Genomic DNA, 16,176 nt, shown 5'->3' with positions numbered 1-16,176 from the left:
GATTTTACTATTTGAAAGTTTTAAACCTTCCTTGAAGTGATGTTCTTTTACCCCAAATATTCTTTTAAAAATTTCCCCGTATAACTTTCTTCTTGTTTCATAATGTCTTCCGGCGTTCCTTCAGCTACAATCTGTCCTCCGCCAAATCCACCTTCCGGTCCGATGTCAATAATCCAGTCAGCGCACTTTATAATATCCAGGTTATGCTCGATGATAATTACCGAATGCCCCTGCTCAACCAATTCATTAAACGAATCAAGCAGTTTGGCCACATCTTCAAAGTGCAGGCCGGTTGTCGGTTCGTCAAAGAAATAGAGGGTGTGGTCGGTGGAGGTTTTGGCAAGGAATTTTGCCAGTTTCACCCGTTGGGCTTCCCCTCCGGAAAGGGTGGTCGCACTTTGGCCTAATTTCAAGTATCCAAGCCCTACATCTTCCAGCGGCTGCAGTTTGTTAATGATGGTGGTTTCGTCAACAAAAAACTCAATGGCTTCCGAAACCGGCATCTCCAATACGTCATGAATATTCTTGCCTCGATATTTCACGCTGAGTACGTCCTTACGAAAGCGGGTTCCGTTACATACTTCACAGGTCAGCTCAATGTCGGCCATAAACTGCATTTCAATCCGCTGAACACCTTCTCCCTGGCAGTTTTCGCAGCGACCGCCGGGCACGTTAAAAGAGAAGTGACCCGGTTCGTACCCCATGATTTTGGATTGCTTGGTATTGGCAAACAGGTCTCGAATACCATCGAAGGCCTTGGTATATGTAGCCGGATTTGAACGGGAAGACCGGCCAATGGGACTTTGATCTACCATCTCCACGCCGTGAACTGCTGCCATTCCGGACAGGTCCGAGAAACGTCCTACTTTATCATTATACGACCCAATATGTTTCTGAATGCCCGCGTATAGCGTATCGTGAACCAGCGTTGACTTACCGGAACCGGAAACACCGGTCACTACCGTCATCATCCCAAGTGGAAAATCCACATCTACATTCTTTAGGTTATGCTCTGAAGCTCCCCGCAATTCAATCGTTTTCCCATTTCCTTTTCTTCGTTTTTGAGGAACCGGGATTTCCTTCCGGCCGCTTAAAAACTTCCCGGTTAGTGTGTCGGCATTAACGAGTTTATCTACAGAACCCTGAAATACCACTTCTCCTCCATGGGTGCCGGCAAAAGGACCAATATCAATTACATTATCCGCCGCTTTTATCATTTCGGGATCGTGCTCTACCACCAATACGGTATTTCCGATATCCCTAAGCGACTCCAGAATTTTTATCAACCGGTCGTTATCTCTGGGGTGAAGTCCGATCGTCGGCTCGTCCAGTACATACAAACTTCCTATCAAAGAGCTGCCAAGTGCATTAGCCAGGCTGATTCGCTGCGACTCCCCGCCACTCAGGGTATTTGCCAGCCGATCCAAAGTCAGGTAATCCAGCCCCACTTCATCCAGATACTTAAGGCGCTTTCGGATTTCGTATAGAATTTGCCCTGCTACGCCTTCCTCAAACTCTGTAAGCTCCAGATCTTCAAAATAATCGCGGGCATGGCCAATCGTCAGCTCAGATACTTCGCCCACATGTAAATCCCCAACTTTCACATACAGTGCATCCTTCCGGACACGGTAACCCTCACATTCCTGGCAGCGGCTGTATCCACGATAGCGGGAATACAACACGCGCATGTGCACTTTATAGGACTGGTTCTTGATCTCATCAAAGAACTTCCAGATTCCGATATACTCATCTTTCCCTTTCCAGATTACATCTTTGAATTCTTTGGAAAGCTCCGCGTATGGCGTGTCGATAGGATATTTTTCACGGGCTGCAACTTTTATTAAATCCCGCAGGTGCATACTGAATTTCTGGGAATCAAAAGGGGCGATAGCTCCGTTCCTAATCGTTTTTTGGTGATCTGGAATAACCAGGTCTTCGTCGATCCCGGATACTTTCCCAAAACCTTCGCAGTTATCACAGGCTCCAAATGGATTGTTGAACGAAAACATCTGGGGAGTCGGCTCGGTAAACTCGATGCCGTCTTTTTCAAAGCGTTCGCTGAACCGGAGTTCTTCCCCGCCTCTCATCTTAATTGAGCATCTTCCGCTGCCTTCCTGAAAAGCCGTTTCCAGTGAATCGGCAATTCGGGTGCGGGTGTCCTTATCATCCTTTAAAACCAGGCGGTCAATCAACACCCGATGCTTGTCTGCTTTGAATTTTTTCAGGTTGACTTCATCCGTTGTTAAATCCACCATACTCTCGTCTTCGATGTTTAAAAGACGAGTCAGCCCTTTTTCTTTAAGCACTTTAAGCTCTTCATCCAGCTTCTTTTTTTCGTGTTGTGGAATTGGATGAAGCACATAGAACCGTTCGCCTTCATCCTGACTTTCAAACAGCTTCTCAATGGCGGTGCGAGGCGTATCTTTTTTTACCACTTCTCCGGAAACCGGTGAAATCGTCTTCCCTATACGGGCAAACAACAGCCTAACGTAATCATAGATTTCGGTCGTTGTACCTACAGTTGAGCGAGGATTGGAAGTGGTTGTTTTTTGCTGAATGGCCATGGCTGGCGATATTCCCTGCATAAAATCCACATCCGGCTTATCCATTCGCTCCAAAAACTGGCGTGCATAGCTGGAGAGACTTTCCACATACCGGCGCTGACCTTCCGCATAGATGGTGTCAAAAGCGAGACTCGATTTCCCTGAACCCGAAACCCCGGTTACTACAGTCAGCTTATTGCGGGGAATTTCTACGTCAATGTCCTTGAGGTTGTGTGTCCTCGCCCCCTTGATAATTATCGGACGCTCTTCTTCTTTCTCTTTTGCTTCTTTGCTTGCCGTTTGAATTGTGGACATAGATTTGTTGAATCCTGATTTAGTCGAACCCTGAATATAAACATTTGTTGGGAGTGAACCGACAACATCAGCAAACAAAAAAAGCGAGAGATTCTATCCCTCGCTTTCTGATTTTATTAGTGTATATCGTAATCGCCCTATTATAAATATTCTAAGCGAATCGACCCGCCGCTGGTTTTGGCTTCGATAAGGGTTCCGCCTCCGTTCATGGTGCCGTTGATTTCATCTTTCTCAGCTTGTCCGCTGAAATTGTTCAGGTCAACATAAACGCGGTTTCCATCCAGGTCTAAGTTATATCCATTTTCCTGGGGCACTCTAATGGTGATACTTCCACCGGAGGTTTTCAGTTCTATATAATCAGATGGAGCAAGGATTTCGGCATTGATTGAGCCTCCGCTTGTTTTAGCGTCCACATTACCTTCAATACCGGACAGACGAATACTGCCTCCGCTGGTTTTGGCATCCAGGTTCCCAACGATGGTTTCTGCACGGATGGTACCGCCACTGGTATTCGCTTCCACATCACCCTGCACTTCCGTCATATTGATGCTGCCGCCGGAAGTTTTTAAAATCATTTTCCCCCGAATTCCTTCCGCTGTTATGCTTCCACCTGACGTTTTCAGCTCCTGGGAACCACTTAGGTTACGGACGGTCAGGCTGCCGCCGGAGGTCTTCAGCCGGCTTCGTGTTTCTTCCGGTGCATACACCACAAAAGAGATAGAGTACCCGTCGTTATTCCAGTTCCAGCTGCCTGACCTTCTTTCCACAATTGCCCTGACGTTATTGCCATCTTGCGCAATTTCTATTTCATAATCGTCAAGGTCAGCATCACCGGGCTCCACGTAGTCGCCCCTTTTTCGCACATACATTTCCACAATTACTTCGTCCTCATTAGATCCTACTACCGAAATACTTCCCCCTGATGTTCTTACCTCCAGGCTCACCTGTCCTGATACGCGGAACTCTTCAACCCGATATACATCATCACTTGATTGGGCTAACGCGGGTTGAGCCGCTGACAAAAAAAGTCCGGCCACTAACGCGCCGGATAGCATCAATTTCTTCAAATATTTTCCTGTTGAACTCATATTTTCTCCATTGGTTTTCACTCACTCTCTTTACACGAATGATTTTTGCAGTAGTTACATTTTTATGTGGGCACTGATGTGAACTATTGATTAAATTTGCCCGCCATCAAAATTTGGAGTTTCATGAAGTTACCTTTCATTTTAGCAAAACGCTTTGTAGCCGGAGAGTCTTTTACCGAATCAATTCCGAAAGCAAAAGAATTAAACAAAAAAGATCTCAAGCTTACCTTGGATCTTTTGGGTGAAAATATTGACGATCGCCAAACCGCAACGGATACCGTTGATGCTTACATTCGCCTGCTTGAAGGCATCAAAGAGCAGGATTTAATCAGCAGTATTTCCATTAAGCTCACCATGATGGGGCTGGATATCGATCATGATTTCACCCGGGAAAACCTGTTTCGCTTGCTGGATGTAGCTAAGGCTCAAGATCAGTTTGTGCGGATTGATATGGAGGGTTCTGATCATACCCAAATCACACTGGATATCTTCAAAGAAGCCTTCGAAAGGTACGGCAAGCATGTGGGTACTGTGATTCAGGCCATGCTGCATCGAAGCCATAATGATATCCACGAGCTGGCTGAAATGGGAGCCGATATTCGTCTGGTGAAAGGCGCTTACAGCGAACCTTCCAAGATTGCACTCCAAAACATGCCTGCCATTCGGGAGGCTTTCAAAGAACAGGCGAAAGTGCTATTAGAAAAAACACCTTTTCCCCGTTTTGGTACTCACGATGACGAACTAATTGACTGGCTTAAGAGCTACGCCGCCGAAAATGAAATTTCCAAAGATCGTTTTGAGTTTCAGATGCTGTACGGGCTTCGGGAAGAAACCATGGTTCAGCTTAGTGATGAAGGCTATTCTGCCCGCGTTTATGTTCCGTTTGGCACCGACTGGTTTCCCTACTTCAAGCGCCGATTGATGGAGCGTAAAGAAAACGTTTGGTTTGTGCTAAGCACCATGTTTAAGAAGTAACGTGATGAGGTGATAAAGTGATAAGTGATAAGTATTTTCTGAATCACTTTATCACCTCATCACCCTCCACTAAATGTCCTTTCTTTTCGAGCCTTCTTTCCACCGATACCTTATTGGCGTTTTGTTTATTCTTGCCGGTCTGCTTCACTTCCTGAAACCCGGTATGTATATGAGCATCATGCCTGACTATATTCCTTTTCACAAAGCGATGGTTCTCATCAGCGGGGTGGCTGAAATATTGGGAGGAATTGGAATCATGGTACCTGAATTTCGCACTTTTGCAGCCTGGGGATTAATTGTATTACTCCTCGTCGTTTTTCCGGCTAATATTGACATGGCCTGGAGCGGATATAAAAACCATGGCCTCACCCTTTATACCTGGGCGCTGATTGCCCGGCTGCCTTTACAATTCGTGCTAATATGGTGGGTATATTGGGCAGGGGTAAATTGATTAGTGATTAAGTGACAAAGTTTTTGATAACTTACTTCTTCACTATACCACTACATCACCTAACCGAACTTGCTTAAAAAGGCACTTCCATATCTGATTCCTGTTTTACTTGGGATAGCACTACTGCCTGTCCCGTTGCTCCGTGATTTCCATTTTGAATCAGCAGCCCTTGCCGCTGTAATTGGTTGTTTTTGGGCGGGTCTCAGAGCCGCTAAAGCAGCTTCTGATCGGGATTTTTTCTACTCTTTGAACGTACTGGGCTTTTTATATCTCGGCGGGCTTCCGCTTTTCATCACATCACTTGTTACGGGTTGCCTGACTTTTGACGGGTTTGGGTTCTGGATATTCATTCCTCTTCCTTCTGTTTTTCTGGGAACAGCGATTGGGCGAATTATGCGTACTTACAAGTTTCCATTTCCGGGATTATTCACCGCTGGCGTTCTACTTTTCTGCGGGGTTGGTGTCTGGGTGATTGAGTTTTTCAGCTTTCCCCAGGTGTATTTCTATAATCATATATGGGGAATTTGGCCAGGACCTATTTATGATGAGGCTGTTCAGCTCTCCGGTTCTTTCCTCTACTTTCGCTGGATTACTTTTCTATGGATTGTCCTGCTCTGGGTGCTTCCCAACTGGAGCCAGAACCTGCAAACCAAACTCATCACAGGATTTACCCTCATTAGCTTACTGTTCAGCTACCTCAATCTTGACGAGGCCGGTATCATCAGCCCAAGAGAATCCATTAAAGCGCAGCTGGGAGCTTACCACCAAACCAAACACTTTGATTTTTATTTTGATGAGGATTTCTATTCACCGGAAGAGATTCAGTATTGGGCAGCAAAGCATGAATTCTACTTCCGAGAAATTAATGACCTCTTCAACATTGAGTGGCCGAATGACCGTAAAATCGAAAGCTTTCTGTATGCCCATGCCTGGCAAAAGAAGAAAATCACCGGCGCCAAGTTTACCAGCTACGTGCCCATTTGGCTGGAGCAGGACCAGCTTCACATCGCCAAACAACAGCTGGAAGGCGTTTTGAAGCACGAGATGGTACACGTGCTTTCCAAGCAGTTTGGAAACGACCTGTTTAACGGAAGCAGAAGTATTGGATTGATTGAAGGTCTTGCTGAAGGAATTGCCAAAGATGCCTCCTCCCAATCCACTCTGCATCAAATTGTGGCCGCGGAGAAACCCTACCCATCAGCGGAAGACATGCAATCTGCGCTTTCATTTTCCGGGTTCTACAGCAGCGCCGGAGCTATCAGTTATACCACCGCCGGGTCTTTTGTCGAATATCTGCTTTCAAATTACAGTGCGGATACCTTCAAGAAAGGCTATGCTTCCGCCGACCTGTCGTCTGCCTATGATACCTCCTTTTCTGCATTGGTAAGTAGTTGGCATCAGACGTTAGGCAGCACTGCTCTCGATTCTGTTGATCAGCAAGTATCAGAGTTTATTTTTGCACAGCGGTCTTTATTTGAGAAGAATTGCCCGCATTCCATTTCAAAAGAAATGAAGATTTGGGATGAATACCGGTTTTTATTAGCTGACCAGGACACCTCCTCCGCTTATCAAAAGCTGGGTGATCTGTACCGCCTTTTCCCTCAAAACGATTTGGTAAAAGATGCCTGGGTTCGGGCTCAGCTGATGCAGGGTAACTATGAGCAGGCTTCAGACGCCATCACCCCAAAAGACTCCCTGCTTGCTTTACAGGTACTCAAAGCGGATGCGCTGTTTCTTGCCGGGCAAATCCAAAAAGCTGATTCAGTATTGGATCACATCTCCCCAAAGATTCAACAGTCGGAAGCCCGAAACTTCCGGTTTACCCTTCAGCTTCGGGCAGATTCTGTGCAGTGGAAACATCATGTTCAGCGCCGATACCAAAACATTTTTCCCGATAGTTCTGCTTTTGTTGAGCTGAACCTCCCCAACCGGATGCTAAACCTGAATAAGGCCCTCATGGAAAACAGGGAATCACTAGCCCGGCTTTACGCCACACTTTTGCTTGATCATAATCCTGACTCCCATTGGTTTAATATTTATGAAACCACGATCGATCAGCTTGCTTTCTGGGGAGCCTTTGATGCAGCCGAGCAATGGATAGATTTGGTTGGTAAAGAGAGCCTTCGCCTGCGATACAAAGAACGGCTTGAGGAACAGCGAAAGTGGCTTCGGTTTTTAAAGGCTGAATCAACAGTTGCAGATTAACCGTTTTATAATCATGTTTGATCATATTCACAGAAATACTTTGGGTTGATGGGTTACTATAGTAAATCGATACTTACTGCAGCTGTTTTTTTTACATGCCTTACCATGCTGATAACCATCCCTCAATCAGCTGTTTCTCAAGACTGGCGACTTTCCGCAACCTATAACATGCAAAGTGTAGGCTTTAACTACGTGCCTAATCGTACCTATTCAGGGGAAATCAATAAAGCCGTAAAGGGAATGCTGGAAGTTGAGCTTGAACGGTATTTATTATACCGGTTGTATGTAGCCGGAAAAGGTGAGCTTTTAGTCCAAAACCAGGAAGATTTTTTGATTGGCGGTCCGGTTAATTTTAACCAGATCAATTTTGGGGCTACAGCCGGTTTGCAATGGCCCAAGCTTGGAGTCTATGGCGGAGTAAAAGCCGGTGGCGTGTGGAATTTTAACATCAAAGCAACAGACCCCAATGGAAATCAATTCTGGGTGAAGCCCACCGAAAATGCCGACCGTTTTACTACTTCAATAACCGGAGGTGTAAAATATTATTTGTTGAATTTCGTACGACTGCAGGCCGAGATCACCAAAACCCATAATCTTCCCCAAAACATAGTGCCTGAAAGCAGCTTCACCGAAAGCCCGGCTTTTCGGTCATTCGATTTCAGTCCTGTTACCTTTTCAGTTGGGGTCTCCATCAGTATTCCCTGGAATGAGAGAGAACGCCCGGAAGGAGATAAAACCAAATTACCTCCGCTCATGCGGGTCACGGCCGTCAACTTTGACAAGCCCATGGACGATACGTTCGTCACTTCTAAATTCGGGCCCCGCTGGCGAAGCACTCATGAAGGTGTGGATCTGGATGCAAACCTGAGAGACAACATCTATGCAGCAGAGCAAGGTGTTGTTGTGAAAGCAGGAAATGGCCGGGGATATGGAAAAATGGTCCGCATAAAACATCCGGGCGGATTTGAAACCGTATATGCTCACATGAGCAAAATTAAAGTGAAGGAAGGTGACCGCGTTAAAAAAGGGCAGGTTGTTGGCAAAGCGGGAAATACGGGGACTTCCAGCGGAGTGCACCTGCATTTTGAAATCATCAAAGACGGTAAGCCTGTTAATCCTCAATCCTATATTCGTTTTTGATTTCAGAGTTCTTGCTATCCAACAATTCACAAAAAATATATGCTATGAAGAATGTTGCCCTTACCCTCCTTTTTGCACTGCTTTCTCTTCCTCTTTTAGCCCAGGAAGCTGATTCTACGGCTCAACCCGAAACCTTTGAGTATGAATGGGCGGGAGAAAAAATGACCATGCAGAAATATTTTATCGTTTTTCTGAAATCGGGCCCGGAGCGGAGCCAGTCTGAAGAAGAGGCAATGAAACTTCAGCGCGAACACCTGGCTTACCTGGGCGGACTGTATGAAGAAGGCATCATTAATCTGAACGGACCCACAGATGGAACAGGAGATATCCGCGGTTTTTCGGTTTACAATGTAGCTACCATCGAACAGGCCCGGAAGTATGCGGAAAATGACCCGATGGTAAAAGCCGGCCGGCTGGCTGTGGAAGTTCACCCCTGGTGGTTGGCAAAAGGCTCGGGAGTGAAGTAGATTATTTATTCATTTTCATTGTAGTACCATTTAAATCGAGTTCCTATAACTTGAGGGGTATATTGTTCTAGATGGACAAACTCGATATTATTTTCTTCTATGTTGTAATATCTGACTTCATTTGCTAAATCTGAATTTTTGGATGCTTTAACAGCAATCATCGAGCCTTTTCGACTCCACTGTATACCGAAAGAAGTTCTAAAACCGGGCAATAGTTGGGTAGTACTGTTATTTTCTAAATCATAGATGTAAGATTGTTCACCCCCAACAGAAGTTTGATATGCAATAAATCTTCCATCAGGACTCCAGTTTGCAGCAGAAGCGTTTCCTGTGTTAGTTATTCTGGTAAGCGTTCCGTCTTCGAGTGAAATAGTGTAGATATCTTGTTTAAAACCACGGATATTCGTGTCTGCATAAGGAAGCTCTGTTGAAAAAGCCAACTTAGTGCCATCTGGGCTCCAGGAAGGATGTCGATCGGGCCAGTGATTATTGGTGACTCTAGTGATCGAGTCGGTCTCAAAGTCATACACCATGATCTCAAAATTTCGCCCGCCGGCACCTCCGCAATTAGAACATACTTCGTAAGCTATCCTGGAACCGTCTGGACTTAAAACAGGAGAGTCTCCACCAATGGCAATTGCCGGATACTCCGGGTACACTTTCATCGGCCTTTTGTTCGAACCATCTGCATTCATTAAAAAAATAGCCGGTTCACCGTGGATACCCATTTTTGCTGATGTAAAAACAATTTGCTGGCCATCAGGACCCCAGGACGGTTGAAAAGAACTGAGCCCGTTAAAATCAACAAGTTTCTTCACTCCTGAGCCATCCGTATTCATTTTAAAAATTTTTAAATAATCACCGGATTTATCACTTTTAGAAAAAACAATTTTACCGGGAACAGTTGGTTTAGACTCTTTTCCTCCAATCAAATCACAACCTGCAAGAAGAACTATGCTTATAGCAGCAAAAATAAATGTTATAAATCTCACTATATCTCTTAACTTTTTTTCTTTATTTATTAGCAAAGTATCAGATACACAAAGACTTTAAATGTTACAAATTAATTCAACCTTCCACGGTTTCTGTCCTGAATGGCATAGATCTTTGTTTTCATAGTGCGACTCTTAATGGCTGGCAAAAGGTTCGGGAGTGAAGTAACTTCCGGTATAATCCAAAAAACAACAGACTATGATGCGTGAAGCCATCTTCGTACCCCTCGAATCTTATAAGGAACTCCCAAAGATTGAAATGAAACAAAAGGCCTCGGAGTTCTACGAACTGGTGAAACGCCGGCGCACGGTTCGTGAATTCAGTTCCAGAGCAGTGCCCAAAGAGGTTATCGAGAACTGTTTATTAGCCGCAGGCACCGCCCCGAATGGAGCGAACAAACAACCCTGGCATTTTGTGGCCGTCAGCGATCCGGACGTGAAGAAAAAGATTCGGGTTGAGGCAGAAAAAGAGGAGCATGAGTTTTATAACCGCCGGGCTCCGGAAGACTGGCTTGAAGACCTTCGCCCTCTTGGAACCGATGAGAACAAACCCTTTCTGGAAGAGGCCCCTTACCTGATCGGTATTTTTGCCCAAAGCTATAACCTGGATAAGGAGGGTGAGAAAGAAAAACATTATTACGTAAAAGAGTCCGTCGGCATTGCCACCGGAATTTTGATTACGGCTTTACATAATGCGGGTTTAGCCACACTAACTCACACCCCAAGCCCCATGGGTTTTTTAAATGAGATTATGGGTCGGCCTTCACACGAAAAACCATTTCTTTTGTTAGTGGTTGGATATCCTGCAGAAGGGGTGACGGTTCCGGACATCACCAAAAAGTCGCTGGATGAAATTTCAACCTTCATCTGACCACCTTGTTGTTACTACAAGCTCTTTTAATTCTTAAATCCTTCTGATCTTGTGACATGAATGAAAAAGAGCACAAGGCAAAAAAGACATCCTCCTTTAAAAAAGAACTCCTGCAATGGGGAGCTATATTTCTGATCGGGGCTGTTTTATACGGAACCGGGTATCACACAGAAGTAATCGGAAAGCTTCAAAGCGTGATTTTATACACCGGCCTCTTTCAGCCCGATGTTGAGGAGTCTGTTGTACATGGAAATAACGCGGATTACAACATGCACCTGCTTACCCTTGATGGTACCCCTGTTTCTTTTTCGGACTTCAAGGGCAAAACCATCTTCCTGAATTTTTGGGCGACTTGGTGTCCGCCTTGCATTGCTGAGATGCCGAACATCCAGCGGTTGCATGATGACATTCAGAGTGAGGATATCGTTTTTGTGATGGCCTCATTGGATCGGGATCCCCAGAAAGCCCGGGATTTTATAGAACGGAAGGAGTTTAGCTTTCCGGTGTATTCTGTACGTAGCAAGCCCCGCGTTTATGACGCATCCATTGTTCCAACTACCTATGTTATCTCCCCTACCGGTGAAATTGTGCTAAAGCATCAGGGCATGGCCAACTATAACACGGACCGCTTTAAGGATTTCTTGAGTGCCGTCTCTTCCCTGCAGCCTGCTGAATGGAATGCGGCAGATACTGATTCTTCCGATAGTCGCTGATCTGCTTTTTTTGTGACATCGAAATCAAAAAAACGTACCTTGGCGCCCTCTAACCTTCATCCATTTCACACTAATTTTATGGAAAAAGTAATTTCAGGTATTCAGCAAATTGGAATCGGTATTCCGGATGTCCACAAAGCCACTGATTGGTATCGCCGTCATTTTGGGATGGACATCAAAGTGTTTGAAGACTCTGCCACAGCTGAACTGATGACTCCATACACCGGCGGCGAAGCGCATGACCGAACGGCCGTGCTGGCTCTGAATATGAAAGGCGGGGGTGGATTTGAAATCTGGCAATACACCAGCCGCACTCCTCAACCCGCTGACTTTGACTTAATGATGGGTGATTTGGGAATCAACGTCGGCAAGATCAAGTCCATTAACGTGCCCGGAACCTATGATGAGATGGAAGCTGCAGGTTTGGACATCCTCACTCCTCTTAAGAAAAACCCCGCAGGTGATTATAACTTCTTTGTAAAGGATTTGTACGGCAACATCTGGCAAGTAGTTAAAGGGCTAGATTTCTTTAAAACCAAAACACCGACTTCTACCGGCGGAGTTGTTGGGGCCATCATCGGCTCCACGGATATTGAAAAAGCCCGTAAGCTTTATTCCGATGTTTTGGGTTATGATGAAGTCGTGTATGATAAAACCGCTGCATTTGATGACTTCAAAGGATTGCCCGGTGGAGAAGACCGGTACCGGCGTGTTTTACTGCGTCATTCCCAGCCACGGCAGGGTGGGTTCAGCCAAATGTTTGGTCCTACTGAAATAGAACTCATCGAAGTTCAGGAGCGCGAACCTCGTAAACTTTTTAAAGACCGATATTGGGGAGACCTGGGTTTTATCCATCTCTGTTTTGATGTACAGGGAATGGATGCCCTGAAAGAAGAGCTGGAATCCAATGGGTTTCCGTTCACCGTAGATTCTGCCAACAGCTTTGATATGGGCGAAGCCGCAGGACGTTTTACCTATGTGGAAGGTCCCGACGGAACCCTCATCGAGTTTGTGGAAACGCATAAAGTCCCGATCATCAAAAAGATTGGGTGGTACATTGATATGACCAAGCGGGACCCCAAAAAGAATCTTCCCAACTGGATGATCTCAGCCCTTCGGTTTAGCCGAATGAAGGATTAATCAACCGCTGTTTAATTCCCTTTTTCATTGGGCGTGACAGGAGCGCTGCCCGGGAGTACGTCCATATCTTCAGGATTCATCAGGCTGAGGTAGTAAGAATTCATAGTGCTATCGTAACCAAAAGTATATTTCTTCTTTTGATCAAACAGGTCAATAATGCCGGATACTTTTTGCCCCTTCACCGTGAGTGTGGCCTGTCCCTTTTCACTATTTTCTACAAATGCAGAAACGGACGTAATTCCGGGAATCGTTTCCTGAATGCGCCGGATTTTAAGGTTCATGTCATCCCCTTCACCATCAGCCATCTTAATCTGTAAAGTATCCCCTTTTTTTAATGAGGGGATAGCTTCCACATCCATTTCCACATACAACTTCTCCGGCTGGGTGGTTTCTTCATTCAATACTTGGGCTTGGCCGTTAGGTTCTGCATCCTGACCTTTCTTTTGCTCTGTTTTTCCACAGGAAATAGCCAACAAACAAGAAAACCCAATTACAAAGATCTTGATAGCGCTCTTTTTTTGAGTATTCATATTATTTAATTAAAACCATTTTTCGGGTTAACGTTTGAGCGCCGGCTTGTAACCTGTAAATATAGATGCCGCTGGACAGGTTTTGTGCATTAAAAGTAATTCGGTGTTCCCCCGCTCTTCGGTTTTCGTTTAGGAGCGAAGCTACTTTCTGTCCCTGAATATTAAATACTTCCAGCTTCACCTTGCTTGCTTCGTTCAGGTTAAACTGAATGCTGGTAGTTGGATTAAATGGGTTTGGATAGTTCTGCTGCAATGCCACCTGATTCGGCACTTCCTCTGTTTCATTGGAAACTTCCTGGTTCACATTCAAAGTAACCGGAACCTCAATGATTCTGTTAACAGGATCATTAGTGCTCACCTGAAGAACGGTTTCATACGTACCGGCAGAGATACCCCGGGTATTAAAGACCAATTCCGCATCACTGCTGCTGTCCTCAAAAGCTACCCCGCTCATGTTATTAACAGCAAGCCAGTTGTATGGACTACTCAACTGCTTCAGTTCAATATTATCCACATCAAAGTGCGTATCGGAAACTTCATTTCTGTGAAGTACCTGTAGCTCACTTGGTGTTCTTCCGAATAGGAAACCGGTTTCTAAAACCATATTTCCTTTGTAATAATATTGTATCACCTCGTCTTCCGTATTGTACACAATCCTAAGGTTGGAATACGTGTCTGTAGTCATGACTACATTCGTGCCAAAAAATACCAGCTGGTCATTTTCATTTAGTCCTGCAGCATACAGTGTACTGTCGGAGATAATCACACCACTTGAAAACTGTCCGTTTTTTCCATCAAAAATGTAGAAGTCGAAGGTTTCTGACCGAGCCGTTGCGCCTGAAATTTTGAAGTCGAGGCTAAGTTCGTAGTTCCCAAATGGCAGATATCCAAAAAACGGGGCTGACACATATTGTGTGTTGTCAGAAGTTGGATCATGGCTTAACCGAAGGTTCCGGCTTCCATCGCTGGCATTGCCCTGCTCAATAATAAAGTCCGTATTAGTTAACGACCTCCATTCTCTATATCCTCCAAATTCCCCGGATGGGAAGTTTTCGAAAGAGGTACTATAAAGCACTTCTTCATTCAGGGCTGATTTTTGCATAGACCTTTCATAAACAGAATAATTTGCCGGGACTCTTACCGGATCCTTAATAAACTCCGGTTCAAGATTACTTACCGGGTTTGAGGCTGTATTAACTTTGCTGACGGTTTGTCCTGGAAAGTCGAAATCTATATCCCAAACCAGCCCGCTGTTTCCATCGTTTATAATACTGAATGGAATCGTGATCTCGTCTTCACGGTTCAGTGTAACTTCGATTTCATTTGTGGAAACGGAAACAACAGGAGAATCAACCATGGTAGCACGGTATCCGGCAATGGACCTTTTAATCTGTTTTAGGGTCAGCGCACTGTTTGCCGGCGTGTTTCTGTCTTCAGAGCCTGCCCGGGATCCATTAAACGTTAAATTTGGACTGGCAAATATAGGAGCCTCCTGCAGCTGTTGTCCCGGCTCATTATATGCCATTACCGTTACGTAACTAGCAGGTATATTTTGGAATCCTACAGAGTAATGAAAAAGTGCTCCGCTTTCTGAGGCGGCTGCCTGGGATTGTGTTCTGGAATGAGAATTACCCATGTTATGGCCTATCTCATGAACAAGTGTATAATTTGAAGCTACCTGCTGAACCCTGTTCACTGAAAACCCTCTGATCGGAGATCCTTCTACACTATTCAGCACCCAGGCAATGCCACCGGTATTCGGCTCGCTCATAATAAGTGCTACAAGGTCTGCTCCGTACTCATCTCTAAGGTCATGAACCTCTTCCATATATCCATTGTATTCATCATTACTTTGCCCAAAGGAAGGATTGTCTTCATTCTGTGTAAATCGCCTTAAATGGGTTACGGCATCTATATCTTCATTATTGTCGCCGCGGTATATGGTTTTGTGAACATGAGCCAAGCGAAGCTCAATACCTGTTTCACTGTTATCCAAGGCCGTTTGAGATAAATTCATAGACTGAGCCAACACAAACTCGATGTTTCCAAAACCGGAGTTGTTGGCCCATGATTCTGCACTGTCCGTATATACCAGCATTAAATCAATCGTGATACTGTCCTCAACCGAAGCGTAAGCAGGCGCCCCATAACTAACCGCATTCTTTTGTTTGGCGCGACTCATTTTATCTCGATTGAAACGAGTCTTGTAATACGGGATGTCATCTAAATTCTCGCCTTCATGAACAGCACAGGCTTTTGCCTCCCCTAAAATCGATTTGTTTCGGGTTAAGAAAGGCTTTCCAATTTCGTTATCCACGGCGAACATGACGGTGCTATTATGAGCTTCGTGGTACATTCCGACAAGTCGGCCATCACCGTAAGAGAATGAAAATTTATTCTCCGGATTTTCTATATCCGCTGCCATATAAGAAGTTATTCCCGGACGGTATGATCTTTTCTTCACCAGTCTCAAAACATCAGCCTGATCGTTCCCTGTTTCCAGCTCAAAAAGAACACCTTCCTGAAACTGATCGTTTTCAAGAACATCTTCACTTAAACTGAAGTACGTTTTGTCTGCATCATCGCCCGAAGCTTTCTGTGCGGAAGCGCTTTCAATACTATTTATTTTCAGAACAGGCTGATCTTGAGCTATTGCAATCCCCGAAAATAATAACAGGCTTAATACGGTAAGTGGTAATAAATTTTTCATCTCTACTTTACTAATAGTTATCTGTTTCTTCTGTAA

General features: G+C 45.0%; 13 protein-coding genes. 8 read left to right on the top strand and 5 right to left on the bottom strand.

The annotated features are described in order from the left end of the window. Window positions 1-47: 47 nt before the first annotated feature. Complete coding sequence (gene uvrA, locus JJ941_RS09170; protein ID WP_290964128.1) at window positions 48-2,858, bottom strand: excinuclease ABC subunit UvrA; 2,811 nt, start codon at window positions 2,856-2,858, stop codon at window positions 48-50. 140 nt (window positions 2,859-2,998) lie between these two features. Next, window positions 2,999-3,946, bottom strand: coding sequence for a DUF4097 family beta strand repeat-containing protein (locus tag JJ941_RS09165; protein ID WP_255134046.1), 948 nt, complete (start codon window positions 3,944-3,946; stop codon window positions 2,999-3,001). Between the two features lie 123 nt (window positions 3,947-4,069). On the opposite strand from JJ941_RS09165, the gene JJ941_RS09160 reads away from it, so the two are divergent. The 5 genes from JJ941_RS09160 (at window position 4,070) to JJ941_RS09140 (ending at window position 9,184) form a co-directional block, all read left to right on the top strand. Next, on the top strand, window positions 4,070-4,921 hold the full coding sequence (locus JJ941_RS09160) for a proline dehydrogenase family protein (RefSeq protein ID WP_290964125.1): 852 nt from the start codon (window positions 4,070-4,072) through the stop codon (window positions 4,919-4,921). A gap of 73 nt (window positions 4,922-4,994) precedes the next feature. Continuing rightward, window positions 4,995-5,372: a DoxX family protein gene (locus JJ941_RS09155; protein WP_255134050.1), complete on the top strand. Its 378-nt coding sequence runs from the start codon at window positions 4,995-4,997 to the stop codon at window positions 5,370-5,372. 69 nt (window positions 5,373-5,441) lie between these two features. Continuing rightward, on the top strand, window positions 5,442-7,577 hold the full coding sequence (locus tag JJ941_RS09150) for a hypothetical protein (protein WP_290964121.1): 2,136 nt from the start codon (window positions 5,442-5,444) through the stop codon (window positions 7,575-7,577). Between the two features lie 105 nt (window positions 7,578-7,682). Then, a complete protein-coding gene (locus JJ941_RS09145; protein WP_290964118.1) occupies window positions 7,683-8,717 on the top strand; it encodes a M23 family metallopeptidase in 1,035 nt (344 codons plus the stop codon). A 44-nt stretch (window positions 8,718-8,761) separates the two neighbouring features. Continuing rightward, on the top strand, window positions 8,762-9,184 hold the full coding sequence (locus JJ941_RS09140; RefSeq protein WP_290964115.1) for a YciI family protein: 423 nt from the start codon (window positions 8,762-8,764) through the stop codon (window positions 9,182-9,184). A 5-nt stretch (window positions 9,185-9,189) separates the two neighbouring features. On the opposite strand, the gene JJ941_RS09135 is transcribed toward JJ941_RS09140, so the two are convergent. Further along, complete coding sequence (locus JJ941_RS09135) at window positions 9,190-10,212, bottom strand: hypothetical protein (protein WP_290964112.1); 1,023 nt, start codon at window positions 10,210-10,212, stop codon at window positions 9,190-9,192. 166 nt (window positions 10,213-10,378) lie between these two features. On the opposite strand from JJ941_RS09135, the gene JJ941_RS09130 reads away from it, so the two are divergent. The 3 genes from JJ941_RS09130 (at window position 10,379) to JJ941_RS09120 (ending at window position 12,900) form a co-directional block, all read left to right on the top strand. After that, window positions 10,379-11,047: a nitroreductase family protein gene (locus JJ941_RS09130; protein WP_366069249.1), complete on the top strand. Its 669-nt coding sequence runs from the start codon at window positions 10,379-10,381 to the stop codon at window positions 11,045-11,047. 56 nt (window positions 11,048-11,103) lie between these two features. Continuing rightward, window positions 11,104-11,760 (top strand): TlpA disulfide reductase family protein, encoded by a 657-nt coding sequence (locus JJ941_RS09125; protein WP_290964106.1) that lies wholly within the window; start codon window positions 11,104-11,106, stop codon window positions 11,758-11,760. Between the two features lie 78 nt (window positions 11,761-11,838). After that, entirely contained in the window at window positions 11,839-12,900 is a 1,062-nt protein-coding gene (locus tag JJ941_RS09120; protein ID WP_290964104.1) for a VOC family protein, read from the top strand. Window positions 12,901-12,911: 11 nt separating this feature from the next. Here JJ941_RS09120 and JJ941_RS09115 read toward each other — a convergent pair whose 3' ends face one another. Continuing rightward, a complete protein-coding gene (locus tag JJ941_RS09115) occupies window positions 12,912-13,430 on the bottom strand; it encodes a hypothetical protein (protein ID WP_290964103.1) in 519 nt (172 codons plus the stop codon). 1 nt (window position 13,431) lies between these two features. After that, window positions 13,432-16,140: a zinc-dependent metalloprotease gene (locus tag JJ941_RS09110; protein WP_290964101.1), complete on the bottom strand. Its 2,709-nt coding sequence runs from the start codon at window positions 16,138-16,140 to the stop codon at window positions 13,432-13,434. Window positions 16,141-16,176: the final 36 nt, after the last annotated feature.

Source organism: Gracilimonas sp., from assembly GCF_017641085.1.
In the GTDB taxonomy this organism is placed as follows: domain Bacteria; phylum Bacteroidota; class Rhodothermia; order Balneolales; family Balneolaceae; genus Gracilimonas.
The sequence above is the reverse complement of the archived record's forward strand: the minus strand, read 5'-3'. Positions and strand labels throughout refer to the sequence as shown.

Excerpts from the sequence above, each read along its gene's own strand:
- uvrA (WP_290964128.1), bottom strand. The coding sequence starts at position 2,858 with ATGTCCACAATTCAAACGGCAAGCAAAGAAGCAAAAGAGAAAGAAGAA.
- JJ941_RS09165 (WP_255134046.1), bottom strand. The coding sequence starts at position 3,946 with ATGAGTTCAACAGGAAAATATTTGAAGAAATTGATGCTATCCGGCGCG.
- JJ941_RS09160 (WP_290964125.1), top strand. The coding sequence starts at position 4,070 with ATGAAGTTACCTTTCATTTTAGCAAAACGCTTTGTAGCCGGAGAGTCT.
- JJ941_RS09155 (WP_255134050.1), top strand. The coding sequence starts at position 4,995 with ATGTCCTTTCTTTTCGAGCCTTCTTTCCACCGATACCTTATTGGCGTT.
- JJ941_RS09145 (WP_290964118.1), top strand. The coding sequence starts at position 7,683 with ATGCTGATAACCATCCCTCAATCAGCTGTTTCTCAAGACTGGCGACTT.
- JJ941_RS09140 (WP_290964115.1), top strand. The coding sequence starts at position 8,762 with ATGAAGAATGTTGCCCTTACCCTCCTTTTTGCACTGCTTTCTCTTCCT.
- JJ941_RS09130 (WP_366069249.1), top strand. The coding sequence starts at position 10,379 with ATGCGTGAAGCCATCTTCGTACCCCTCGAATCTTATAAGGAACTCCCA.
- JJ941_RS09125 (WP_290964106.1), top strand. The coding sequence starts at position 11,104 with ATGAATGAAAAAGAGCACAAGGCAAAAAAGACATCCTCCTTTAAAAAA.
- JJ941_RS09120 (WP_290964104.1), top strand. The coding sequence starts at position 11,839 with ATGGAAAAAGTAATTTCAGGTATTCAGCAAATTGGAATCGGTATTCCG.
- JJ941_RS09115 (WP_290964103.1), bottom strand. The coding sequence starts at position 13,430 with ATGAATACTCAAAAAAAGAGCGCTATCAAGATCTTTGTAATTGGGTTT.
- JJ941_RS09110 (WP_290964101.1), bottom strand. The coding sequence starts at position 16,140 with ATGAAAAATTTATTACCACTTACCGTATTAAGCCTGTTATTATTTTCG.